Source organism: Streptomyces sp. NBC_01537, assembly GCF_045040445.1.
GTDB lineage: Bacteria > Actinomycetota > Actinomycetes > Streptomycetales > Streptomycetaceae > Actinacidiphila.
In genome coordinates this window covers 3,153,173-3,178,311 of record NZ_CP109392.1, presented here as the reverse complement: position 1 = coordinate 3,178,311, position 25,139 = coordinate 3,153,173, and the positions used below count along the sequence as shown (strand labels likewise).

At 71.5% G+C, this 25,139-nt stretch carries 16 protein-coding genes; 3 read left to right on the top strand and 13 right to left on the bottom strand.

The features are described 5' to 3' along the window. The first annotated feature begins 26 nt into the window (after nt 1-26). Nucleotides 27-2,576, top strand: a complete 2,550-nt coding sequence (gene lanKC, locus OG607_RS14445; RefSeq protein ID WP_405723248.1) for a class III lanthionine synthetase LanKC — start codon at nt 27-29, stop codon at nt 2,574-2,576. Between the two features lie 12 nt (nt 2,577-2,588). Here the strand turns inward: lanKC and OG607_RS14440 are convergent, their stop codons facing one another. The 13 genes from OG607_RS14440 to OG607_RS14380 all read right to left on the bottom strand — a co-directional run bounded on the left by OG607_RS14440 (nt 2,589) and on the right by OG607_RS14380 (nt 22,468). After that, the gene (locus tag OG607_RS14440; protein WP_405723246.1) at nt 2,589-4,391 is read right to left on the bottom strand and encodes a BTAD domain-containing putative transcriptional regulator; all 1,803 of its coding nucleotides are present in this window, start codon (nt 4,389-4,391) and stop codon (nt 2,589-2,591) included. A gap of 111 nt (nt 4,392-4,502) precedes the next feature. Next, on the bottom strand, nt 4,503-7,463 hold the full coding sequence (locus tag OG607_RS14435; RefSeq protein WP_405723244.1) for an AAA family ATPase: 2,961 nt from the start codon (nt 7,461-7,463) through the stop codon (nt 4,503-4,505). 313 nt (nt 7,464-7,776) lie between these two features. Further along, on the bottom strand, nt 7,777-10,590 hold the full coding sequence (locus OG607_RS14430; RefSeq protein ID WP_405736764.1) for an AAA family ATPase: 2,814 nt from the start codon (nt 10,588-10,590) through the stop codon (nt 7,777-7,779). A gap of 242 nt (nt 10,591-10,832) precedes the next feature. Further along, the gene (locus tag OG607_RS14425; protein WP_405723242.1) at nt 10,833-11,996 is read right to left on the bottom strand and encodes an esterase-like activity of phytase family protein; all 1,164 of its coding nucleotides are present in this window, start codon (nt 11,994-11,996) and stop codon (nt 10,833-10,835) included. Then, nucleotides 11,993-12,907: an ABC transporter permease gene (locus OG607_RS14420; RefSeq protein ID WP_405723240.1), complete on the bottom strand. Its 915-nt coding sequence runs from the start codon at nt 12,905-12,907 to the stop codon at nt 11,993-11,995. Before OG607_RS14420 ends, OG607_RS14425 begins: the two co-directional genes overlap by 4 nt. Continuing rightward, a complete protein-coding gene (locus OG607_RS14415; protein WP_405723238.1) occupies nt 12,904-14,037 on the bottom strand; it encodes an ABC transporter permease in 1,134 nt (377 codons plus the stop codon). Before OG607_RS14415 ends, OG607_RS14420 begins: the two co-directional genes overlap by 4 nt. Next, nucleotides 14,034-15,581: an ABC transporter ATP-binding protein gene (locus OG607_RS14410; RefSeq protein ID WP_405723236.1), complete on the bottom strand. Its 1,548-nt coding sequence runs from the start codon at nt 15,579-15,581 to the stop codon at nt 14,034-14,036. Before OG607_RS14410 ends, OG607_RS14415 begins: the two co-directional genes overlap by 4 nt. Before the next feature lie 30 nt (nt 15,582-15,611). After that, nucleotides 15,612-16,706 carry a BMP family protein gene (locus OG607_RS14405; RefSeq protein ID WP_405723235.1) on the bottom strand — a complete coding sequence of 365 codons (1,095 nt, stop codon included), beginning with the start codon at nt 16,704-16,706 and terminating at the stop codon, nt 15,612-15,614. Nucleotides 16,707-16,796: 90 nt separating this feature from the next. Beyond that, entirely contained in the window at nt 16,797-17,534 is a 738-nt protein-coding gene (gene deoD / locus OG607_RS14400; RefSeq protein ID WP_405723233.1) for a purine-nucleoside phosphorylase, read from the bottom strand. Further along, nucleotides 17,534-18,301: a glutamine amidotransferase gene (locus OG607_RS14395; protein ID WP_405723231.1), complete on the bottom strand. Its 768-nt coding sequence runs from the start codon at nt 18,299-18,301 to the stop codon at nt 17,534-17,536. Before OG607_RS14395 ends, deoD begins: the two co-directional genes overlap by 1 nt. Before the next feature lie 53 nt (nt 18,302-18,354). Then, nucleotides 18,355-19,581 carry a LacI family DNA-binding transcriptional regulator gene (locus tag OG607_RS14390; protein WP_405723229.1) on the bottom strand — a complete coding sequence of 409 codons (1,227 nt, stop codon included), beginning with the start codon at nt 19,579-19,581 and terminating at the stop codon, nt 18,355-18,357. Beyond that, nucleotides 19,571-20,914, bottom strand: coding sequence for an amidohydrolase (locus tag OG607_RS14385; protein WP_405723227.1), 1,344 nt, complete (start codon nt 20,912-20,914; stop codon nt 19,571-19,573). The genes OG607_RS14390 and OG607_RS14385 overlap by 11 nt, the downstream gene beginning before the upstream one ends. A gap of 99 nt (nt 20,915-21,013) precedes the next feature. Then, on the bottom strand, nt 21,014-22,468 hold the full coding sequence (locus OG607_RS14380; protein WP_405723226.1) for an amino acid permease: 1,455 nt from the start codon (nt 22,466-22,468) through the stop codon (nt 21,014-21,016). A gap of 353 nt (nt 22,469-22,821) precedes the next feature. Here OG607_RS14380 and OG607_RS14375 point away from each other — a divergent pair, with 353 nt between their 5' ends. Then, the gene (locus OG607_RS14375) at nt 22,822-23,556 is read left to right on the top strand and encodes a FadR/GntR family transcriptional regulator (protein ID WP_405723224.1); all 735 of its coding nucleotides are present in this window, start codon (nt 22,822-22,824) and stop codon (nt 23,554-23,556) included. Between the two features lie 93 nt (nt 23,557-23,649). Next, entirely contained in the window at nt 23,650-25,119 is a 1,470-nt protein-coding gene (locus OG607_RS14370; RefSeq protein ID WP_405723222.1) for an APC family permease, read from the top strand. Nucleotides 25,120-25,139: the final 20 nt, after the last annotated feature.

Genomic DNA, 25,139 nt, shown 5'->3' with positions numbered 1-25,139 from the left:
CTCGACAGACCCATGGGAGAACAGCCGTGCCAGACCCCCGGGAGACCCAGGCCTACTGCGTGGCCGACCGGCATTTCTACGAGACACCGAGCCGTCTGGCGGACGAGGCGGACCGGTACCCGCTGTCTCTCAGCGAGGCCCCTCCGGGCTGGCGGCGCTCCGGGCGCGGGCTGTGGACCAGCCTGATCCCGGTCGGGGTCCAGCCGGCCGAACAAGGCTGGAAGATCCACGTCTCCGCCACGCCGGAGACGGCCGAGGCGACACTCGACACCGCCGCGCGGATCTGCCTCGCCCGTGGCGTGCCGTTCAAGTTCCTCCGCAGCACAAGCGCCTTGCTGTTCGTGACGGGCAAGAACATGTCGCGTTCCAGCAGCGGAAAATTCGTCACTGTCTATCCCGAGGACGACGAGCGGTTCCGCGAGTTGGTCGCGGAACTGGCCGCCGCTCTGGACGGCAACCCGGGCCCCTACATCCTGAGTGATCTCAGAATCGGCCCGGGCCCTGTCCATGTGCGGTACGGGGCCTTCCTGGAGCAGTGGTGCCCGGGCGACGACGGCCTGCCGGTCCTGGCTCTGCGCAAGCCCTCCGGCGAGCTGGTACCCGACGACCGGGGGCCTGTGTTCCGGATCCCCGAGTGGGTGGACGTACCTCCCATGCTGGAACCCCACCTGTCCGCACGGCGGGCGGCGAAGGACGACGACTTCCCCTACGTGATCAGCAAGGCCCTCCACTTCTCCAACGCGGGCGGCATCTACCTCGCCGAGCATCGCGATACCGGTGAACGGGTGGTACTCAGGGAGGCGAGGCCCTACAGCGGGCTGGACGGCACCGGCAGTGACGCGGTCGAGCGGCTGCACCGGGAGTACCGGGCGCTCACAAAGCTCAAGGGCCTCGACTGCGTTCCGCAGGTGTACGGAGTCCGCACCGTGTGGGAACACCACTTCCTGATCGAGGAGTACATCGAGGGCGAGCGACTGCTCGAAGCCGTCGTGAGCCGGTACCCGCTGGTAAGGCATCTTGAGCCGTCCGAAGAGCAGACCACCGCTTATGTGCGCTGGGTGGCCACTGTCACCGGCGGTCTCGTCGGAGCACTGGACGCACTGCACCGACGTGGTCTGTCCTTCCGCGACCTGCACCCCGGCAACGTCATGGTGCGCCCGGACGACTCGGTGGTCCTGGTGGACTTCGAGTACGCCGCCGACCTCACGGACCGCGGCCTCCCGCCTGTGGGTGCCGCGGGGTTCGTGGCGCCCGCCGGGGCGGAGGGGGCAGAGGCCGACCAGCACGCCCTGTGGGCGACCTGGCTGATGATGCTGATGCCGATGGTGGAGATGGTGCAGCGTGATCCCGCCAAGGCCGCAACGCTGGAGGCGTTCGCCCGGGAACGCTTCCGCCTCTCACCCGAGGACGGCCCGAGGAAGCCGGTGATCCGTCGGCTCTCCTCCACGCCCGACACGCCCGACGCGGCGCCCGCAGACCTGTTCGCCGACCCGGCTGCCAACTGGCAGGCGATCCGGGACCGGCTCGTTGCCGGCATCCACGCCTGCGCCACCCCGGAACGCGAGGACCGGCTCTTCCCCGGCGACCCGGCCGTCTTCGGCACAGGCGGGTTCACGCTGGCCCACGGCGCGGCCGGTGTCCTGCACGCGCTGCACCGAGCGGGCGTACCGGTACCGGCCGAGTACAGCGCATGGCTGGTGGCCTCCGCCCGCCGGTCTCGTCCGGCTTCGCTCCGGGGCCTCTACGACGGTCTGCACGGCGTGGCGACGGTGCTCGACGAACTGGGTCTGCGGGACGAAGCCCTGGAGCTGCTGTCCCGGGCCGGTGAGGCCGGCGAACCGATGCGGGCAGGCCTCTTCGGCGGCCGGGCGGGAGTGGCACTGAACCAGTGCCACTTCGCCGTCCGTACCGGAGACGAGGCACTGCTGGACTCGGCCTCGCGCACCGCCGACCGTCTGGACGCCCTGCTCCGCGACGGCTCCCAGGAGGGTCTCGTACTGCCCGCCTCAGCAGGGCTGATGCACGGCCTCAGCGGTGCGGCACTGCTGCATCTCCGGCTGTACCGGATCACCGGGGAGAAGCGGCGTCTCGCGGCGGCGCGGGCCGCCCTCGACTGGGAACTCGGACATTGTGTGCCCATGCCGGACGGAACCGTCCAGGTGAAGGACGGCCACCGCCATCTGCTGTACCTGGACGGCGGCAGTGGCGGCGTCGCTCTCGCGGCCCGTGAGTACCTGGCTCACGCCGACGATGCCCGCCTCGCCTCCTTCGTTGCGTCCGTGCGGCGCGGCTGCGCTTACGAATTCGTACGGGAGCCGGGGCTTTTCCGGGGCCGCTCCGGGCTGATCGCCGTGCAGCGCCTCCTCGACGGGCCCGAAGCCGCGGAAGACGCCCTGCCTTCGGTCCGCAGGCTGGCCTGGCACGCGGTGTACCGGGACGAAGGCATGTTCTTCCCGGGAGCTGGCCTGCTGCGCTTCTCCGCGGACCTGGCCACCGGCTCGGCGGGGGTTCTGCTCGCGCTGCACGGTGTGTTCGAGGGGAAGGGCGACTTCCTCCCGTTGCTCCCGGCCGGTTGACGCGGCCCGGGGTCACCCCGCCAGGTCCCGGGCCACCAGGCCACGCGCGTAGATATGAGTCAGCCGTGGCAGGGCGTACAACGCGGTGTGCGCGGTGACCTCGCTCAGCGGCGAGGTCACCGCTCCGGTCTCGATGAGGCGTTCCAGCTGGCGCAGGGCGACTCCTGGCGGGCTGCCCAGCACCGCAGCGGCCTCGTCCAGGGTGAACGTCTGCGACAGCGGCAGGAGCCCGAGGCGGTGCAGCGCGGAGCGTTCCGCCTCATCCAGGTCATGCCACCCGTTGGTCAGGTGATGCCTGACCGCGATGTCGCCCGCAACGAGCTCGTCCAGCATCGTCAGGGGATCGGCGAGGCGGGCCGCGAACTCGCTGAGCGGGAGGTGGCGCAGTACGGCGAGCTTGAGGCCGCTGACCCGTACGGCCAAGGGCAGCATCCCGCAGTGAGCGACGATCTGCTCGGCGGCGGCCTGGTCGGACCGCACCCGGCCCAGGCCGAGGACACGGGTGAGAAGTTCGACGGCTTCCGCCGCGGAGTACGGCGGCACCTCGATCCGATGGGCCGAAGCGAGCCCGGCGAGCTGGGTCCGGGCTGTCACGATGGCCGCGCTGGGCTCTGCGACGGGCAGTAACGAGCGGACTCCGGCCTCGTCCAGGACATCGTCGAAGACAATCAGCGCCTTGTGGTCCGCCAGCCAGGCGCGCCAGAGCGCGGCGGCCTGTTCGGCGTCATCGGGCATCCGGTCGGCCGGCCCCGTGAGCCGCCGCAGCTCGGCCAGCAGTGACGCGCCGGTCCGCGGTGAACCGTCCTCCTCGCGGGTCCGCACCAGGAGTGTGCCGTCAGGGAACTCCTCACCCAGGCGGTGCGCGACGTGCACCGCGAGAGCTGTCTTACCCACGCCTGGCGGCCCCGCGAGGACGACCCGGCCACCGCGCGCGACCGCCTCCAGCAGCTCGCGCACCTGGTCCCTGCGGCCGGTGAAATCCGGGGTGTCCGGAGGCAGCAGCGTGGCTGCGACGTGGCGGGGGTGGTCGGCGTGACGGCCCGTACCGGTGGAGGACGAGTTCCCGGATCCTGCCTCCTTGCCGCCGAGGATCGCGCGGTAGAGCGTCTCCAGCGCTTGGCTCGGCGCCAGGCCGAGTTCACGCGACAGGTGCTGTCGCAGTCCGTCGTAGGCCGCCAGTGCCTCGGACTGACGCCCGGACCGATGCAGGGCGGTCATCTGCACAGCCGTGAGCCGCTCGCGCGACGGGTGTTGTTCCACCAGGTCGGCGAGGGTGTCGGCGACCTCGCGGGTCTGCCCGGACTCCAGGGCGGCCTCGGCCCAGTCCTCGCAGACGCCCAGGTAGCGGTTGGTCAGCCGGTCCGCCTCGGCCTGGATCAACGGGAACCGGCTCAGTTCCGGAAGCGGGGGTCCGCTCCACACGTCCAGCGACTGCCGGAACAGCCTGGCCGCGGTCCCGAAGGTGCCGTTGACGGCGGCCTCGCGCCCGGACCGGGCGAGGGTCCGGAACCGCAGGGCGTCCAGTTCGGGTTCGGCCAGCTGGAGCAGATAGCTCCCTGTGCGGTGAACAAGGCGATTCCCCGCCCCTGCCTCGCACAGCAGCTTGCGCAGCGCCGAGATGTAGACCTGGAGGTTCTTGCGCGCGGTTCTCGGCGGCTCCTCCTGCCACACCGCCTCGGTCAGCAGGTCGACCGAGACCAGCGTGTTGGGGCGGCACAGCAGCAGGGCGAGGACCAGCCGTTGCTTGAGCGGACCGAGCGGAAGTGTCCGGCCCGACACCTCCACGGTGAGCGGGCCGAGTACGGAGAATCGCACCGAGCCCGGCGTTGGCGGGACCGGTGCGGATCGTTGACCGAGGCCAGTTCGCATGGGTTCGACTGTCACAGCTGCCCGCCACAGGCACATCAGTTGAACTACGCAAGGGCTCTACGTACCGTCCGGCCCCGGCCCCGACCCTGGGGACGCCGTGCCGCTGCGGGCCACCAGGGAGGCCAGCGCGGCGCGGGAGGACACCCCCGTCTTGCGGTAGACCCGGGCCACGTGACTCTCGACGGTGCGTGGGCTGAGGTAGAGCCTGGTGGCGATCGTCTGGTTGGTGAGCCCTTCCGCGACCAGCTCGGCGATCTCCCGTTCGCGTGCGGTCAACCCGGTCAGGCCGCCGACCGGGTCGGACGTGCGGGACGGAACCCCGAACACCGCAGGGCGCACCCGTTCGGCCAGGCCGGCAAGTAGCCGCGCTCCGCCTTCTGAGGCCAGGCGGGAGCCACGGCGCCACATGACGGCCGCCCGGGAGCCGTCGCCGGCGGCTTTCATGAGGGGAGCGCCGAGCAGCAGGGATTGCGCCTCCCGAAGTGACGCCCCGGACCGCGCGCTGTCCGCCGCGGCTTCGGAGAACATCCGGGCCGCCTCGGCCGCGTCACCGCGGTGCGCGGCGACGTGGGCGAGGCAGCGCAGCGCTGCGCTCCGCTGGAGGGGCAGGCCGAGCTGTTCGGCCTCCTTGTGGGCGCGCTCGGCCCAGCGTTCGGCGCCTTCCACGTCGCCGGTGGCGACGGCGGCGGTGACGAGCAGTTCCAGATAAGTGGGGCGTACCGAGGGCTGCAGCCGCCGCAGGCCGCTTCCACCGCCGGCGTGCACCAGGACGTCCGGCACTCGGTGCGGATCGCCGGCGCTCAGCGCCGCGTAGGCGAGCATGCACCAGGCCAGCGACGCCCACCAACTGTCGTTGGTACCGGCCGCCGCCACGGCCTCCTCGGCGCAGGCCAGCGGGCCGGGATCGCCCGGAGGACGGGCCTGTAGCAGGACCTGGGCTCTGAACGCCAGGGCGAAGGCCAGCAGTTCGCCACTGCCCAGGGCACGCGCGATGGCCGCGGCCTCCTCGACCAGCTCCAACGCGTTTGTGATCCGACAGGTAGTGAGGTCGATATAGGCCTTGCACACCAGGATCTGCGGCAACAGGTAGAGCTGGCCGGTACGCCGGGCGATCTCCAGCCCCCGGTCGGCGTGCCGCGCGGCGTCGGTGTAGCTCTCCAGGAATGCCTCGGCCCAGCCGAGTATGCACAGGGATTCACACAGAGCGGCGAGGTCGTTGTCGGTGAGCGCGTCCGCGAGCCTGGCCGCAGGTTCGGCGAACTTCCGGGCGGCGGCCACGTCGCCCTCGTACGCCTCGCCCATGGCGGCGAGCGCCAGGGCGCGCACCTCACGGATCTCGTCACCGAGAGAACGAGCCATCGTCAGAGCCTCGGCGACCTCCGACCTCATATCCGGAAAGCGGACAGCGGACATCAGCCCGCAGAAGCCCAGTTCCAGGCGGAGATCGATGGTCTGGGAACGCGGTCTTCCAGGCGACCGGGCCAGTTCGCGGCGCAGCATCGCCTCGCACTCCTGAAACCGGCCGAGATGACGTTCCACCAGGGAACAGTGGACGACCGCGGAGGTGCGGATGGCGTCGGCGTCGGCGTCCGCACCAGGCATTTCGATCACCTGGTGCAGCAGGTCCCGGCTCTCCTTCAGCCCGCCGCTCACGCCGAGCGCGCGGGCGCGCAGCAGCATCAGTCTGCGGCGCCCGGAAAGGTGTTCGGGGGTGTCCGGCAGAAGCCGCAGCACGACCTTCAGCCAGTGGGCGGAGGTGGCGGGAGCGGTCGCGGCCGTCTGCTCGGCGGCTTCGGTCAGTACCGTGGCCGCCTGCGCATCCCAGCGGGTCAGCGACTGTTCGAGGTGGTGTGCCCGCTCGACGACGGACGCGCCGGCCCGGGCCAGTTCCGCAGCCGCCCGCCGGTGGAGCTCTTCGCGCCGCCAGGGGTTGATGCTTTCGTGGACCAGGGTCCGGATCAGCGGGTGGCGCAGCGCCAGCCGTCGTCCTCCCTGGCCCGGCCGGACGAGGTCGCGCCGCATCACCTGGTCCAGCGCCTGGATGACGTCGGTGACGTCGGAGTCGGTGAGGGCGCCGATCATGGCGGGAGTGGTGTGGTCCCCGAGGACCGCGGCGGCCTCGACGGTGAGGCGTTCCATCGGGCTCAGCGGTGACAGTTCGGCGAGCAGCAGCGCCTCGAGGCCGGCGGGCAGACCGTCCGGGCCGCCGTACGCGGCAGCGGCCGGGGGCGTTGAGAAAGGCGTCCGGGGCAGCCGCGCCCCGCGATGGGCCTGGAGGAGAGCGAGGAAGTACAGCGGATTGCCCTCGCTCGCCGCGTAGAGCTCGGCCGCCTGCGGCTGCGGCAGGTCGCCGGCCAGTTCTTCGACGCAGTCGCGTTCGCCGAGCGGCCCCAGAGCGAGCCGTAGCACCGCCCCGGTGTCCACGCCATCGGCCAGCGCGGTGGGGAGCGTTGCCGGCGCCTGACGGTCACGGCGAGAGACGACGAGCACCAGCGGCGCCGGTACGGGGTGCCTGATGAGGTGGTCGAGAAGTTCCAGCGACGCCGGGTCGGCCCAGTGCAGGTCGTCCAGTATCACCACCAGCCCGGCGCCGCCCAGACGGCTCAGTACGGCGACCGCCGCCTGGTACAGGCCGAAACGGTCACCCGCACCCGGCGCGCCTGCTTCTTCGATGTCGCCTCGCAGCACAGCGGGGAGCTCCGCCAACGCGGGAAAGGCTCGCAGCGCCCGTGCGTCGAGGTCGGCGAACGCGTCGGCGAACGGCCGGAACGGGCTGTGCCGCTCGTACTCCGTGGCCCAGCCCCGCAGCACGGTCAGCCCCCGGCGGCGAGCCCGCGCGCCGAACTCCGCCAGCAGCCGGCTCTTGCCGATACCGGCCTCGCCGGTGATGTCGACGACCGCCGGACCGCCCTCCCCGAGGCCCTCCAGCAGCGAGTCCAGCAGACCGATCTCCGCTGCCCTGCTGACGAACGGCGCCATGCCCGCACGCCGCCCCGACCCGTCATACGCCTCAGCCACGACGCCCCCTTCTGGACGAACGCGCACCATGCGCCGGGGTCCCCGTTCTGCCCCGGCAACCCGAGCCGGGGGCAGAACGCTGACTTCCGCTTTCCGTCCATGGCACTTTTGTACAACATCGCTGTGACAGCGCTGTGAGCCGCGAAGGCGGCGTCCACAGGGGGAAGGGCCCGCCGGCGGACGTGGCAGCGGGTGGCCGCCGAAATTGCGTAACCACATTATGTAGTTCGACTGATGTGCCTTCGTGTCCTCGCGGCTTGACTCGCCGTGGCAACCCATCTCGCGAGCACCCAACGGGTTCCGGTCCAAGCCATCAGGTGATGCCGGGCGTCCCGTCGCTCGCCGCGGTCCGAGCGATGAGGACGGCGAGGGCGGCCCGCGAAGTGACGCCGGCCTTGCGGTAGATACGGCCGAGATGGGTCTCGACCGTGCGGGGGCTGAGGTAGAGCCGGGCGGCGATCGCGGAGGAGGTCAGGCCTTCGGCGACCAGGGCGGCGATCTCCTGTTCGCGTGGGGAAAAGGACAGGAACACGGCGGCGGGCCCGTCGCCGGCCGTCGGCATGCCGGACACGGTGGGGCGGATCACGTCCGCCAGTCCGGTCAGTTGACGGGCACCGCCGGTCACGGCGAGGCGCCGGGCCCGCTCCCACATGGCGAGGGCACGGTCCGGGTGGCCGGCGGCCGCGGTCACGGGGGCTCCGATCAGCAGGCCGAACGCCTCCCACAGGACCGTGCCCCCGCGGGCCGCGAACGCCGCGGCTTCCTCGAACAGTTCGGCGGCCGCTGCCGTGTCGCCGCCGGCGAGCAGGCACTGGGCGGTGCTGCGCAGCGCCGAGGCCCGCTGCGCCGGCAGGTCCAGCTGCTCCGCCTCCTTGCGGGCCCGCTCCGCCCAGGCCGTCGCGGAGTCCGTGTCGCCGGTGATGACGGCGGAGGTGACCAGAACCTCCAGGATGAGTGGGCGCATGGACGGATGGAGGGCTTTCAGGTCCTCGCCTCCCGCGTGCAGGACGGCGCTCCGCGCGCGATGCGGATCGCCGGCGTACAGTGCCGCCTGCCCGAGCAGGCACCAGGCGATGGACGCCCACCAGTTGGTGCTCGTTCCGGCTGCGGCCACCGCTTCCTCGGCCACCTCCAGTGCGGTCCGGTCGCCCGGCGGAAGCGCGTAGGTCAGGGCATGGGCCTTGTTGGCCAGGACAAAGGCCAGCAGCTCGTCGCTGCCGATGCCGCGGGCGATGGTCTCGGCCTCGTCCGTGAGTTCCACGGCCGAGTCGACCCGGAGGGTCTGCAGGTGGACTTGCGCCTTGCACAGCAGCAGGTGCGGCAGGACATAGAGCTGGCCGCCGCGCCGGGCGACGGCCAGGCCCCGGTCGGCGTGCCGTTCGGCGTCGGCGTAACGCTCCAGGAACGCCTCCGCCCAGCCGAGGCGGGCCAGCGGCTCGCAGAGGTCCGCGAGGTCGTGATCGGTGAGTGCGTCGATGAGCTGCGCCGCCTGGTCGGTGGCCTCCCGGGCGGCGGGCATCTCGCCTTCGTACGTCTCGCCGAGGGCGGCGATCGCGAGCGCGCCCGCCTCGGCGGCCTCGTCGCCCAGTGACCGGGCCAGGCCGAGGGTGCGGGCGACGTCGGCACGCACCTGCGGGTATGCGGTGGCGAGCGGGGCGGACGAACCCAGTTCCAGGCCGAGTTCGAGGGCCTCTGCGGGAGGCGGGCCCGGCGTACGGGAGAGTTCGCGGCGGAGCAGCGCGACCGCCTCGGTGTAGCGCCCGAGGTAGCGCTCGATCGCGGCGCAGAGCGTCACGGCAGAGGTCCGCACGCCGGTCGCCCCGGGCTCGCCAGGTGGCGACATGGCGATCACTTGGTGCAGCAGGTCCCGGCTCTCCCGCAGCCCCCCGCACACGCCCAGGACCCGGGCCCTGCGCAGCATCAGGTCACGGCGCAGCGTGGCGTGTTGCGGCTGGTCGGGCAGGTGCCCGAGGGCGACGCCCAGCCAGTGGGCGCTGCTCGCGGGTGCGGTGGCGGCGGATCGTTCGGCCGCTTCGGCCAGTACGGCGACGGCCTGCGGGTCCCAGCCGGTCAGCGACCGCTCGACGTGGTGGGCGCGTTCGGTGGCGGGGGCGCCGGCGTCGGCCAGTCCGGCCGCGGCAAGGCTGTGCATGTGGATGCGTGGTACGGGGTCGGTGCACTCGTACACCAGGGCCCGCAGCACCGGATGGCGCAGCCTCCACCGACCGACGGGGCCCGGACGCAGCAGATCGCGGCCGGCCAGCGCCTCCAGGTCCGCGCGGATCCCGGCCTCGTCCCGGCCGGTCACCACGGCCAGCAGGGCGGCGGTGCCGTGGTCGCCGAGGACGGCCACCGCCTCGGCGGTACGGCGCTGCACGGCGGTCAGCGGCGTCAGTTCGTCCAGCAGGAGGGAGCCGAGCCCGGTGGAGTGCGGTGACGAGTCGTGTCCCCGGGCCTGTTCGGCTTGGAGGAGGGCGAGGAAGTACAGCGGGTTGCCTTCGCTGGCGGCGTACAGCTCGGCGGCCCGGCCGGGCGGCAGGCCGGGGGCCAGATCGGGGGCCAGGATCTCGACGCACGCGCGCTCGGTGAGCGGTCCGAGGTCCAGCCGGAGCACCGTGCCCAGGTCGATGCCCCGGGTGAGCGCGGCGGCGAGGGAGGCCGCGGTCTGACGGTCGCGACGGGCCACGACCATCACCACGGGGGCGTCCGGGGGATGGCGTACGAGGTGGTCGAGGAGTTCCAGGGACGCCGGGTCCGCCCAGTGCAGGTCGTCCAGTGCCACGACGAGCCCCCGACCGGGCCCGGCCCCGGCAATCCCTGCGAGCAGCTTCGCCACGGACCGGTACAGCCCGAACCGGTCGTCCTTCAATTCCGTTTTCCGGCCGCCGAGCGCATCGCTGAACGGCCGGTACGGGATGTGCCGTTCATACTCGGTGGCCCGGCCGCGCAGCACCGTCATCCCCCGGGCCCGCGCCCTGCGGCAGAACTCGGCCATGAGCCGGCTCTTCCCGATGCCCGCCGCCCCGGCCAGGTCCACCACGGCCGAACCGCCGTCCCCACCGAGTGTCCTGTCGAGCACAGCGTCCAGGCGCTCCAGCTCGGCCGTCCGGCTCACCAGCGGAGTCACATCCACACCTGTCCTCCCCCCGGGCACTAGGGCCTGTCCGGTCGATCTTGGCCGGGTCCGCGACGCCCAGCACGGCACCTCGCGGCGTTGCCGGAGCGCCCACAGGAAACCACCCTGCGGGCGCTCCGGCGCCTTGCGATGCACCACACCGGACGCCGCGGCCTGTCCGACCGAGATCGACCGGACAGGCCCTAGGCCGTCGGGGACTTTTGCGTACGGCGATCCTACGTAACGGATCCTTGTCAGATGCCGTGGGCGGCCAGGGCGATGAACTGGGTCACCTCGCGTGAGGCGAAGTTGTCGTCCGACACCAGGACGACGGTGCGGCGGCCGTCGGGCAGGCGGGGGCCGAGCGTGATGCCCTCGATGTTGTCCACCCGGGGCAGGCCGGCGATGTCGGACAGGTCTGTCACGAGCGTCTTGCGGACCGGCTGCACGGGGCCGTCGGCCAGGGAGTCGCGGCCGAGGACGTCGGTGGCGCCGTGCAGGTCGACCAGGAAGATGCGGGCCTTCCAGTTGTTGGCGCTGAATATGGAGGCCCGTTCCAGGACAAGGAAGCGGTCGTGGCCGAGCGCGACCAGGTCGCTGACGCCGTTGGTGTCGGTGCTGCCGTCCGGGGGAGTGGCGAACAGCGGCTCCAGCGGATACGCGTACTGCGCTGTCGGCAGGCCGGTCCGCGCGTCGTGGACGGTGAGGCGGGTGAGCGCGCCGTGGGCTGGGGTGGGGTCGTCGCCGTCCTGGTAGAGGGGGTCCTCCATGGCGGTGACGATCTGGCGGCCGTCTGGGGTGAAGGTGACGCCTTCCAGGGTCTGGTTGCGGCGGGGGCCGGTGGACTGGGAGTTCATGTGCAGCTGCGGGGGGAGCGGGAGCTGCCCGGTGTACTCGCCGGTTGTCGTGGCGCGCCGGATCCAGGGGTCGCCGAGGACGGCGGGGCCGTCGGCCGGCACGATGCGCTCGCCCTCGCTCGTCCAGGCGAGACTGCCGTCGCGTGGGTCGACGGCGATGCCCTCCGGGTCCGGGGCGACGGCGCCGGTGGCGGTCGAGGTGGGCGGGTAGGTGGTGCCGTCCGGGCGCAGCAAGGGCTGGGTGCCGGTGAGTTCGACGCCGCTGAGGCGGCTGTCGGCGAAGTCCAGGCGGACGGTGTAGAAGCGGGCGGGGCCGGTCTGCGAACGGTCGTCGCTGATGACGTAGTACGAGCCCGTCCTCGCGTCGTAACTGATGGCCGACAGCCCGCCGACGGTGGTGCCCTGGAAGGCCATGGCGTTCGGCAGCTCCTGCTCCCCGATGAAGTCCAGCCGTACGCCGCTGTCGCGGTCGGCGGCCGAGGCGCCGGTGAGGGCCGGGAGCGAGGCGAGGACGACGACGGAAGCGACGATCCGGGCGCGGGTGGCGGCACGGACGTTCATACGGACTCCTTGACGAGGCGGCGCCAGGCGAAGAACGCCAGGGCCAGCAGGGTGAAGACATACGGGATGGCCGAGACCAGCTGCGACGGGATGTCGAGGTTGCCGAGCTGTACGGCGAGGGCCTCGGCCGCGCCGAAGCCGAGTGCGGCCAGGAAGACGCCCCAGGGGCGGAGCGCGCCGAGGAAGACGGCGGCCAGGGCGATGTAGCCGCGCCCGGCCGTCATGCCGGTGACGAAGAAGGAGACGGCGCCCATGCTGAGGAACACCCCGGCGGCCCCGGCCAGCGCGCCGCTGAGCGCCAGCGCGAGGAACTGGACCCGGTGGACATGGATGCCGACCGAGCGCGCCGCCTCCGGGAACTCGCCGACCGCGCGCAGATGGAAGCCGAAGCGGGCGCGGTACAGCAGCCAGGCGACGACCGGGGCGGCGGCCAGCGCCACCCAGGTCATCAGGTTCTGCCCGCTGAGCACCGGGCCGAGGCCCGGGATGTCCTCGATCAACGGGAGGCGGACCGAGGGCAGCGCACCGCTGTGCAGCCGGCTGGTGCCGCCCTTGTCGCCCAGCAGCGCGTACACGGTGTACGCGGTCGCGCCGGACGCCAGCAGGTTGAGGCCGATGCCCGCGATGATCGCGTCCGCGCCCAGATACAGGTGCAGCACCCCCAGCAGCAGGGTGAGCAGCGCCCCGGCGGTGATCCCGCAGGCGGCCCCGGCCCACACCGAGCCGCTGTATCCGGCGACCAGGGCCCCGGTGCAGGCGGCGGTGAGCATGGAGCCTTCCAGGGCGATGTTGGGGACACCGGCCCGCTCGGCGAGCAGCCCGCCGAGGGCGGCGAGTACGTACGGCGTCGACACCCGCAGGATCGCCGCGAGGAAACCGGTGCTCAGCACGACTTCGAGGACGGAGTTCACCGGCCGGCCTCCTTCCGCGCCAGGTGGCGCTTGACGAGTTCGGGCAGCGCCCGGGCGGTTACGAGCAGCACGATGACCGCCTGGATGATCGTCACGGCCTCGGACCCGACGTCGGTCTGCTGCTCCATCACGTCGCCGCCGACCCGCAGGTACGAGTAGAGAAGCGCGGCGGCGACGACTCCGACCGGGTTGTTGCGGGCCAGCAGGGCGACGACGATGCCCTCGAAGGCCAGGCCCCCGGCCATGTCGGGCTGCAGCCCCCCGTACACCCCGAGGGCGAGGTGGGCGCCGGCCAGCCCGGCCAGCGCGCCGCCGATGACGAAGCTCCACTCGATGGTGCGCGGCACGTCGATGCCGCCGTACAGGGCGAATTCCGGGTTGGAGCCGGTCATGCGGATGCGGTAGCCCAGGGGCGTCCTGGCGAGCAGGAACCACACGGCGGCGGCGACCGCGAGCATGCCGAACAGGCCGACGTTGGCCTGGTCGAGGGGGACGCCGAAGAAGTCCGAGAGCAGCGGCAGCGCAGAGTCCGGGCGGACCGGGTCGGACTGGATGGCGGCGCTGGCGGGGGACTTGAGGTGGTCGGTGAGCAGGTAGTCGAAGACGCGCACGACGACGGCGTTGAGCATGAGCGTGGCCACGATCTCGTTGGCCCCGAGGCGTGCCTTCATCACCCCCGGCACCGCGCCCAGCGCGGCACCGGCGAGGGCGGCGGCGCCCAGTGGCACGAGTACGGCGGCGACCGGCGGCAGCGGGACGTGGATCGCCACCAGCGCGCTCGCCAGCGCCCCCGCGTACACCTGGCCCTCGGCGCCGAGGCTGATCTGCCGGGCCCGGAAGGGGATCGCGACGGACAGGCCGAGCAGCGACAGCGTCGTGGCGTCGGCGAGCCAGCGGCCGATCCGGGGGGTGCGGTCCAGGGGGCCGGTGAGCAGGGCGTTCAGGGCGCCTGAGGCGTCCTTGCCGGTCGCCAGGACCACCAGGAAGGCGATGAGGACGGCGACGGCGACGGTCAGCACCGTCATCGTCAGCTCTACGGCCGTCGAACTCCGCCGGGCGGCCAGGAAGGCGCTGCGGCCCTCCGGCTCCTCGGTCTCCGAGGTCTTCATGGTCTTCACGGTCGTGGTCATCCGACACCTGCCGTGATCCGCTCGTCGGTGTGCTGCTCCACGCCGAGCATGTAGAGGCCGGTGGCCTCCTCGGTGAGACCGGCCGGGTCGTCGAAGCGGGCGACCAGCCGGCCGTCCTTGATCACCAGCAACCGGTCGGAGAGCGCCAGCAGTTCGCCCAGGTCGGCGGAGACCAGCAGGACCGCAGCGCCCGCGTCGCGGGCTTCGACGAGCCGCTCGTACATGAAGTGCATGGCGCCGATGTCCACGCCCCGGGTGAGCTGGGCGGCCAGCAACAGGCGTGGCCCGGAGGACAGTTCGCGGGCGACGACCACCTTCTGCAGGTTGCCGCCGGACAGCGCCCCGGCCGGTACGGAGGGGTGCGGGGCCCGGATCGCGTAGCGGCGGATCAGCTCCTCCGCCAGGTCGCGTACTCGGCGCGTGCGCAGTGTGCCGCGCCGGGCGAGCGGGGGGCGGTCGTAGCGGTCGACGATGAGGTTGTCGGCGATGGACTGGTCCAGGGCCGCGCCGTTGGACAGCCGGTCCTCCGGTACGTGGGCGATGCCCGCCCGGCGGTGGGCCGCCGCGTCGAGGTGGGTGACGTCGGTGTCGTCGACGGTCACGGAGCCGGCGGTGGGGCGGCGCAGTCCGGCGAGGAGCTCCACCAGTTCGGTCTGGCCGTTGCCCTCGACGCCCGCGAGGCCGACGATCTCCCCGGCGGCGATGGCGAACGAGACACCGTGCACCGACGGTCCCGCGAGGTCCCGCACCCGCAGCACGGTGGCCCCGGGCCGCGCGGGTGACCTCGGGACCTCCAGGGACATCTCCCGGCCGACCATCATGGACGCCAGCCGGGCGGCGCTGGCCTCTTCGGTTCGTACGGTGCCGACCACGGATCCGGCGCGCATCACCGTCACCCGGTCGCTGATCTCCCGTACCTCCTTGAGCTTGTGGGAGATGAACAGCACCGTCATGCCGGAGTCGCGGAGCCTGCGGACGGCCTCGAAGAGGTCCGTGGTCTCCTGCGGGGTGAGGACGGCGGTGGGCTCGTCGAGGATGAGGATGCGGGCGCCCCGGTGCAGGGCCTTGAGGATCTCGGCGCGCTGCCGCATTCCCACGGACACCTGGTCGACCCGGGCCTCCGGGTCGACGGCCAGGCCCGCCTCCTCGGCCAGTGCGGCGGTGCGCTCGGCGGCGGCGGCCCGGTCGACGCGGCTCGCGCGGCCCGGCTCGACGCCGAGGACGACGTTCTCGGCGATGGTGAACGACGGGACCAGCATGAGGTTCTGGTGGACCATGCCCACCCCGAGGGTGATGGCGTCCTGCGGGCCCGACAGCCTGACCTGCAGGCCACGGATGCGGATCCGTCCGGCCGACGGGTGCTCCAGCCCGTACAGCAGCTTCATCAGGGTGGACTTGCCGGCGCCGTTCTGGCCGACGATCGCCCGGATCTCGCCGCCCGGTATCTCCAGGTCGACGTCGCTGACGGCGCGGGTGCCGTTGGGGTAGGTCTTGCCCAGGCCGGTGACCTCCAGGGCGGGAGGGGGCTTGTCCAGGTGTTCCACCAGTACTCCTCAGAGAGCAGAGGTCAGGAATCAGAAGGCCGAAGGGACCGTGACGGCGCCGGACTTGACCTTCGCGGCCTGCTCCTTCAGCTCGGCGCGCAGGGCGGCGGGCACGAGCTTGTCGAAGTTGGCGTTGTCCACGTAGCCCACGCCGTCCTCGGCCAGGCCGACGGCGGCGCTCTTGCCGTAGGCGAGGGTGCCGGCCTTGTTGGCCTTGGCCGCCAGGTAGAGCGCGTTGCCGGCGTTCTTGAGGATGGAGGTGACGACGGTCTGCCGCTGGTCGGCGTCGGTGAGCGTCTTGTACTGGTCGGAGTCGACGCCGAAGGTGTACCGCTTGGCGGCGACCGCCGACTCGAAGACCCCGAGGCCCGACGAACCGGCCACCGGCCACACCAGGTCGGCCCCTTGCGCGTACATCGCCGAGGCGATTTCCTTGCCCTTCGCCGGATCGCCGAACGGGTTGTCACCGCCGACGTACTGCACCAGCACACCGGAGGAGGGATTTCCGCCGGCCGCCTTGAACCCCGCCTTGAAGCCCACGACGAAGTCCTCGATGACCGGTATCTTCACCCCGCCCATCAGTCCCACCTTCCCGTTGCCGGGACTGCCGGGAAGAGCCTTGGCGGCGGCCAGCTTGTCGGCGAGGAATCCGGCCAGATAAGCGGCTTCGTTCTGCTTGAAGGTGACCGAGTAAACATTGGCGCACTTGTTGGAACAGCCGCTCTTGCCCGTGTAGTCGACGGCCGCGTCGAAGAGCCAGAACTTCTTCTGCGGGTACTCCGGGGCCAGTTTGGAGATGAAGTCGACGGTGTCGAAGGTGCCCGCGGCGAGCACGTCGTAGTCGTCGCCGGAGGCGGCGTCCTCGAATCCGGCGGCCCACTTCGTACGGTCGCTGCCCAGCTCGACGACCTTCAGGCTGTAACCGAGATCCTTCTCGGTTCTCTTCAGGCCCGCGTACGCCGAGTCGAAGAAGGAACGGTCGCCGAGGTTTCCGTTGATCACGAACTTGATTCTCGGCTTTCCGGATTTCCCGGAGTCCGTAGCGGTCGAGGAGGTTGACGCGCCGCATCCGGCGAGTGTGATGGAGAGCGCGGCGACAGCCCCCAGGATTTTGATCTTGTTCATTGTTGCGTTCTCCTTCTCGACCGGGGGAACTTCTTTTGCCATTGGCCGAAAGCTATGCAATGCAAAACGTTTTGGCTATACGCCTCTGTGTTAGGAGAATGTTTCCTGCTGCCGGGGCCGGGCAGTGAGCAGTGCGGTGGCCGCGATCGTGACGGCGCGGTCGAAATCCGCCTCGCGCTCGGCCGAGGTGAGCGCTTCTTCCCGGCTCACGTGGTCGCTGACCGTCAGTACGGCCAGTGCGTGGCCGCCCTCGGCGGCGGCGGTCGCGTAGAGGCCGGCGGCCTCCATCTCGACGGCGAGGGTGCCGTGCGCCTCCAATCGCCCGAACAGGCCCGGGCGGTCGAGGTAGAAGTGGTCGCTGGTGAACACCGGCCCGATGTGCACGCCCGTTCCGGTTTCCTCGGCCGCGCGGGCGGCCGCTCGTGCCAGGTCGAAGGAGGCGGCGTGGCTCAGGTGCACGCCGTCGATGCGATGGCTGCTCATCGCGGAGTCGGTGTGGGCGGCGGTGGCCACGACGACATCGCGCAGGCCCACCGAGGCGGGTATGCCGCCGGCGGTGCCGACGCGGACGATGCTGCGCACCCCGTAGAAGCGGAAGAGTTCGGTGGCGTAGATCGTGACCGACGGCATGCCCATGCCGGAGGCCAGGACGGACAGCGGTCTGCCCTGGTAGGTGCCGGTCCAGCCCTCGATGCCGCGTACTTCGGTGACGAGGCGGGCGTTCTGCAGGAACGTTTCGGCGATGCGCCGGGCCCGGCGTGGGTCGCCGGGCATCAGCACGTCCGGGGCGAAGTCGCCGGGGGCGGCCGAGATGTGCGGGGTGACCATCAGACGTCCTCTCTCACGGCCTGGGACAGCCAGCGGACCAGCCGGTCCCACAGCTCCGGGTAGCCCTCCCAGGCGAGAAAGCCCGGCGGGGCCCAGTGCGGGGCGAGGTCGGAGGTGAAGGCCGCGGACCGCCCGGCGCCGTATCCGCCGACCACCAGGAGCGGATGGCCGCCGCACTCGGCGAGCAGCTCGGCCCCGTCCCGTACGGTCACCTCGTTGAGCCCGAGCAGATCCGGCCATGTCCCGTCCGGCCCGCCCAGCCCGTCCACCACCGGGTGCCCGGCGACGACCCGGGGCGCGGCCCCGGCCGGCAGCTCCACCCGGTCGTCCCGGTCGTGCAGCCCGACCGGCAGCGCGGCCGCCAGCGGCGTACGGCCCCAGCGGGCCTTGGCGTCGATGCCGGTGAAGGTGAGATAGCCGCCCACCATCAACAGGCCCCCGCCGCCCTCGACATACGCCCGCAGCAGCTCGGTCCGGTCCGGCGAGGGCCGCGAGTGGCCGAATGTCTCCGGCGGGAGCTGGAAGCTGTTGGCCCCGACATCGCTGATCACGACGACGTCGTACGGGGCGAACCCCTCGGCGGTCGTGGGCAGTCGGCGGGGTATCTCGTGCGACGGCACGTACGTCACCTCGTGGCCGCGATCGCGCAGCGCGCCGAGGAAGGCGTCCGCCCCTTCGACGTACTCGGAGCTGTGGAAGGAGTCGAAACCCTTGTGGTGGATGGAGTGGGTGAACCATGACTCACCCACGAGGAGGACATGGGGCATCGCTGTGCGGCCTTTCGTTGGAGGTGTTTGCCGGCCCGTCCGGCGTTCGGGGGTCAGGGAGCTAGGGTCTGTCCGGCCGATCTTGGTCGGATAGGCCGCGGCGTCTGGTGCGGTGCATCGCAAGGCGCCGGAGCGCCCTCAGGGTGGTTTCCTGAGGGCGTTTCGGCAACGCCGCGAGGTGCCGTGCCAGGCGTCGCGGGCCCGGCCAAGATCGGCCGGACAGGCCCTAAGCCCACGACGGGGGCCGTGCTGCCGCGCACCCGCAGCCGCACCGGCAGGATGTGCCGGGAAGCAGGCGGGACCTCGCCCCGGTGGACGTACTGCAGCAGCTGGGCGGCGGCCGTGCGGCCGACGTCGTACGCCGGCTGGTGGACGGTGGTGAGGGAAGGGTGGACGCGGCCGGCGAGCATGATGTCGTCGAAGCCGGCCACCGAGACGTCGTCCGGGACGCGGAGCCCGGCGTCCTCCAGGGCGGCGACCGCGCCGAGCGCCATGAGGTCGTTGGCGGCGAACACCGCCGTGAAGTCGCGCGGGCCGTGGCCGTCCAGGGCCGCCGCCACCACGTCGTAGCCGGACCGCTCGACGAAGGCGCCCTCGACCTCGGTGACCCCCTCGTCGCCGAACGCCTCCCGGAACCCGGCGATCCGCTCCAGGCTGCTGACCAGGTCCACCGGACCGCTGACCGCCAGCACCCGGCGGTGGCCCAGCTCCCGCAGGTGCTGCCCCACGAGACGGCCGCCCGCGCGGTGGTCGGCGGTGACCAGGATGGTCTGCTCCAGCAGGCCGGGGACGACCTCGTCGGCCAGGGCGATGGGGAAGCGGCCCAGCAGCGATGCCAGCCGGTCGCGGGAGGGCGGCGAGCCGGACGCGTACACCATGCCATCGATGAACCGGCCGCGCAGCAGCTCCAGATAGCGGTCCTCGCGCTCGGGGTCGAACTCGGTGTTGCACAGGATGACCCCGTAGCCCAGGTCGTGGGCGGCGTCCTCGACCCCCTTCGCCAGCTCGGCGAAGAACTGGTTGGTGATGTCGGGCACCAGCAGCCCTATGACGTTGGTCGAGCCGGCCTGCAGGTTGCGGGCCGTCGAGGCCGGTACGTAGCCGAGCCGGCTGACCACCGCGCGGACCCGCTCGGCGGTCTCCGGCGCGACCGGCCGGTTGCCGCTCAGCACGTGGGACACCGTGGTCGGGCTCACCCGGGCGTGGGCGGCCACGTCCTTGATGGAGGCGGGCCGACGCATCCGGCGGCGGCCCTCGTCCTCGTCCCGGTCACGGGGCATAGTGCTGCACCGCCGTGCCGTGCGAGGTGTCCAGCAGCGCGGGCACCCGTGCCTCGATCTCGGCCAGCAGCCCCGGCAGGTCCACGGTCAGCAGCCGCCCGTCGCGCACCACGACCCGCCCGTCGACCAGGACCGTGCGTACGTCGCTCGCCCGGGCGCTGTAGACCAGGGCGGCCAGCGGATCGTGCACCGGCCGGCAGTGCGGGCCGCCCAGGTCGACCAGCACGATGTCCGCCGCCCGGCCCGGCTCCAGCGCGCCGATCCGGTCCCCGAGCCCGAGAGCCCGGGCGCCGCCGTGGGTGGCGAGCCGGAGGGTGTCCGACACCGTCATCCAGGTCGCGTCCCGCTCCGCCTGCTTCTGGGTCAGCGCGATGAGCCGCATCGCCTCCCACACGTCCAGCGTGTTGTGCCCGGCCGCCCCGTCCGTTCCCGCCCCGACGGCGACGCCCGCCTCCAGCAGGCTCCGTACGGGGGTGAGCGGGTTCAGCGCGTGCTTCAGGTACACCTTCGGGCAGCACGCCACGCCCGTCCGGTCCCGGTGCGCCTCCAGCAGCGGCAGGTCGGCGGCCGTGATGCCGCAGCCGTGGGCGATCAGCGCCCCGGCGTCCAGCACCCCGGTCTGCTCCAGCACCCCGATGGGGGTGACGCCGCGCCGCGCGAGGCTCGACTCGGTCTGCTCCAGGTGCTCGGCGGCATGGATGTGGACCCGTACGCCCATCTCCCGCGCCAGCTCCGCGACCCGGGTCAGGTCCGCGTCGTCCACGGTGTACGGCGCATGCGGACCGAGCGACGCGGTGATCCGTCCGCCGCCCGTGCCGTGCAGCGCGGCGGCGGTCGCGGCGCTCTCCTCCAGTGCCGCCCGGCCCCGGCTGCTGAAGTACGTCGGTGCGATGTCGGCCCGGATTCCGGTGCGTACGGCGGCCTGCGCGATCCGCTCGGCGTGGAAGTAGTGGTCGGCGAACGCGGTCACCCCGCTGAGCAGCATCTCGGCGCAGGCCAGCTCCGCGCCGAGGCCGACATCGTCGGGGGTGAGGTTGACCTCCATCGGCCAGACCCGCTCGTTGAACCAGGCCTCGACGCTCACGTCCTCGGCGGCGCCGCGCATCAGCACCATCGGGCCGTGCGTGTGCGCGTTGACCAGGCCGGGGACGGCGACCATTCCCGTACCGTCCACGGTCTCCGCCCCCGCTGGGTCCGGCCCGGAGCCCGCCGGACCCAGCCAGGCGATCACTCCGTCCTCGACCAGGATGTCCTGGTCCGCTTCCACCCGGCACAGGCCCCGCTCGGGCACCACGAGCACCGAGCAGGACGTCACGATCAGTCGCCGCATCATGGATCCTTCCGTCGAGACCGGACGCTAAGGATCCAAAACGTTTTGCACAACCCCCGTCCCGGCCGCCATCACGCTGCGGCCGGGACGGAGGCTCTGCTCCTACCTCGCGGAGACCGCGTACTTGGCGCGCCTGGAGGTCAGCCGCTGGCGCAGCACCGCGATGCCCACCACCCCGAGCGCGACGACCGTGGACAGCACCACCTGGTCCCGGCCGCCGCCGGAGGCGGTGTCGGTGAGCATGTAGCCGAGGACGAAGACGATCAGCGCGATGGTCGCCCAGGTCAGGTACGGGAAGAGCCACATCCGCACGACCAGCTTCTCCGGCGACTCCGCCTGGATGATGCGGCGCATCCGCAGCTGCGAGAAGCAGATCACCAGCCACACGAACAGCGCGATCGCACCGGAGGAGTTGAGCAGGAACAGGAAGACGGTGTCCGGGTAGGCGTAGTTGAAGTAGACCGCCACGAAGCCGAAGACCACCGATGCCAGGATCGCCGTCTGCGGTACGCCCTGACGGGCCGTACGGCCGAAGGCGGCGGGGGCGTCGCCGCGGCGGCCGAGGGAGAAGGCCATGCGGGAGGCGGTGTAGAGGCCGGAGTTGAGGCAGGACAGGACGGAGGTCAGGACGATGAAGTTCATGACCTGGCCGGCGTGCGCGATGCCGAGCGAGTCGAGCGCGGCGACGTAGGAGCCGTCCTTGGTGATGGAGGCGGAGTTCCAGGGCAGCAGCGTCAGCACGATGAAGATCGAGCCGAGGTAGAAGACGGCGATCCGCCAGATGACGCTGTTGGTGGCCTTGGTGACCGCGCGCTGCGGGTCCTCGGACTCACCGGCGGCCAGGGTGACGATCTCGCTGCCCATGAAGGAGAAGACGACCATCAGCACACCGGTGAGGATGGTGCCGGGCCCGTTGGGCAGGAAGCCGCCGTGCGAGGTCAGGTTGGACAGCCCGGCTGTGTCGCTGTGGACGCCCGGCAGGATCCCGAAGACCGCCAGCAGGCCGATCACGATGAACGCGGTGATCGCCACGACCTTGATCCCGGCGAACCAGAACTCGAACTCACCGTAGGACGCGACCGAGGCAAGGTTGGAGACGGTCAGCACGACCATCACGATCAGCGCCCATGCCCACTGCGGGACCGCCGGGATCCAGCCCTCCAGGATCTTGGCCCCGGCGGTCGCCTCGACGGCCAGCACCACGACCCAGAAGAACCAGTAGAGCCAGCCGATCGAGAAGCCCGCCCAGCGGCCCAGCGCCCGGTCCGCGTACGCGGAGAACGAACCGGAGGTCGGGTTGGCCGCGGCCATCTCACCGAGCATCCGCATGACCAGGACGACCAGCACGCCGACCAGGAGGTACGACAGCAGGATGCCGGGGCCCGCGGTCGCGATCCCGGAGCCGGAGCCGACGAACAGGCCGGCGCCGATCACGCCGCCGATGGCGATCATGGACAGATGGCGGTTCTTCAGTCCGGCCTGGAGACCGGATCCTGCTGTGGGGCTCTCACCGCTGGTCTTGGGGTTGGCGGTCGGAAGAGGGGGACGTATCGTCATCTCGACATCCAGGGAGTGGGTGTGGACAGGGACGTGCCTGTGCGAGTGATCACGTGTCGCATGGGGTGACGCCGAGGAAAATAGTTCACGGCGATCAGATAAAACAAGGGGGTCGGATCGCCCGTTTTTCCCGCGCTGTCCGAGCGGGGCTCCGCCCTGGATGAGCCGTACCCCGGCTGACCTGCCACATCTTGGGTGGGGTGGTTGCGGGTGGAGCCTTGTTTAAATGTTCACCATGCTCTAATTTTTCATGCATCACGGCGTTGATTCGTCCGTTGTGACACCCCTCGCCCTGGGAGTCCCCATGTCCAACGCCCACCTGATCCCGCTCGACCGGCCGTTAGGGTGGCGTCGTGGTGAACGCAGCGGGCAAGTTCGGGCCCTACAACCAGCCAGGGCCGGAGCGGGCGGCATCGGTCACCGGGGTGGGACACGCCCGTGCCCTGCCCGGGTCGGGCCAGAGCGGATCCGAGCTCGTCCGATCCCGCATCGCGCTGCGGGTGCGGCTGGCGACCCTGATTCCGGGTGACCGCCTGCCGGATGTCGGCGTCCTCGCCGACGAGCTGGGGATCAGCGAGATCACCGTCCGCCGCGCGCTGGAGGGCATGTGCCAGGACGGCCTGCTCGACCGCCGGCGCGGGCGCGCGGGCGGGACCTTCATCGCGCCGGGCTGGGACGCGGTCGTCGCCCTGCTGCACAACGAGGAGGAGGCGGCCTCGCTGGACGCCTTCCACCTTCTGCTCGAATGCGGCCTCGTGGCCCACAGCTCCGGCGAGGTCCCACCCGAGCAGCTGGAACGCCTCCAGGCACTGGTCACCGAGATGGACGTGGCCGAGGACCCGACCCGGCTGCTCGAACTGGAGGCCCGCTTCCACCTGGACCTCGCGGAGACCCTCGGCGGCTCCGGGATCCGGGAGTTCGCCGCCGACCTGCTCGGCCGGCTGTGCCTGCTGCAGCCGGTCCCCGAGCCCGCGATGGTGCGGGCGCAGAACCGCTGCCACGCCGAGCTGCTCGCCGAGCTCGGCCGTGGCGCGACGGACCCGGCCGTGCGCGCGGTGAAGGCCCACCAGCGTGCCCGGCTGGGCTGACGCCAGGCCGGGCCGGCCTCAGCGTCGAGGACCCCACACACCCACCACGCCGCCGCACCGGCACAACGCCACACCGCAGAAGGAGCTGCCGCCATGACAGACCCCGGAGCCGGTCCGTTGTCCTCGTCGGGCCCCGCCGTACGCACACCGCAGCGACTGCGCGGCGGCGTCCTCGGCATGGCGGACATCGCCGCCGCCACCATGGCCAATGTCGGCCCGGCCATGAGCTTCTTCTTCGGCTTCGCCTTCCTCGCCACCACCGCGGGCGTGGCCTCCCCGCTGACCATCGTCGCCGCGGGCATCGCGGTCGCGCTGCTGGGCAACACGCTGGCGCAGTTCTCCCGGGCACACCCCTCGGCGGGCAGCTTCATCACCTTCGTCGGCAAGACCTTCGGACCGGTCAGCGCGGTGACCACGGCCCTGCTGGCGGCGCTGGGCTACATCATCGCGATGGCTTCGGTCATCGCGATCTCCGGCGGGTTCGTACAGATCACCCTGCACCACTACACCGGCGTCGATCTGCCGTGGATCATCTGGACACTGCTGCTCACCGGGGTCGCGGTGGTGCTGATGTTGCGCGGGATCGTGGTCTCCACCAAGTGGGCCGGCTACTTCTTCGGCGTCGAGATGCTGGTGCTGGTCGTGGTCTCGATCGCGGCGATCGTCAACAACCGCGGCCACCTCTCGTTCGACCCGTTCCTGCCCAGCCACATCAGCCGCGGCTTCAAGGGCCTGGCCGCGGGCTTCCCGCTGGCGGTGTACCTCTTCATCGGCTGGGAGAACTCGGCGGCGCTGGCCGAGGAGACGGAGAACCCGCGGCGCAACGTCGGACGCGCGGTCTTCTCCTCCGTGGCGATCATGTCGGCGAGCTATGTGCTCTTCTCCTACGCCACGGTGACCGGCTTCGACTACGACGTGGACAAGCTCGCCGCCGCCCAGATCCCCTTCGTCGAAGTGGCCCACAGCACCCTCGGCGTACTGGCCTTCGCTGCCTACCTGGGCGGCCTGACCTCCACCCTCGGCGTGCTCGTCGCCGGCATCAACTCCCAGGCCCGCCTGGTGTTCAACGCCGGACGCGAAGGACTCCTCCCGTCCTTCTTCGGCTACGTCCACCCCACCCGCCGCACCCCGACCAACGCGATCGTCACCTTCACCGCCATCGCCCTGTTGATCATCGGCGGCTGGGGGCTGGGCCACCTGCTGGGCGACCAGGGCGGCTCGATGAACCCCGTGGTCTTCTTCACCGAGTCCTCGACGCTCGGCACCATCCTGATCCTGCTGGTCTACCTCGCCTCCAACATCGCCTTGCCGCTGTACTACCGCAGATACCGGCCGCAGGAGTTCCGCGTGATCCGGCACCTCGTACTGCCCGCACTCGGCGCGCTGGCCATCCTGGTCCCGCTCTACTACCTCGCCAAGCCCGGCCAGCCCGCGCCGTACAACTGGTTCCCCTACGCGGCCCTGGCCATCCTGCTCCTCGCCGTCGCCTACGCGACCCTCCTGGTCCGCCGCGACCCGACCCTGGCCGAACGCGTCGGCTCCATCGTCGCCGACGCCGACTGAAAACCCCCGAGGCCCGTGCG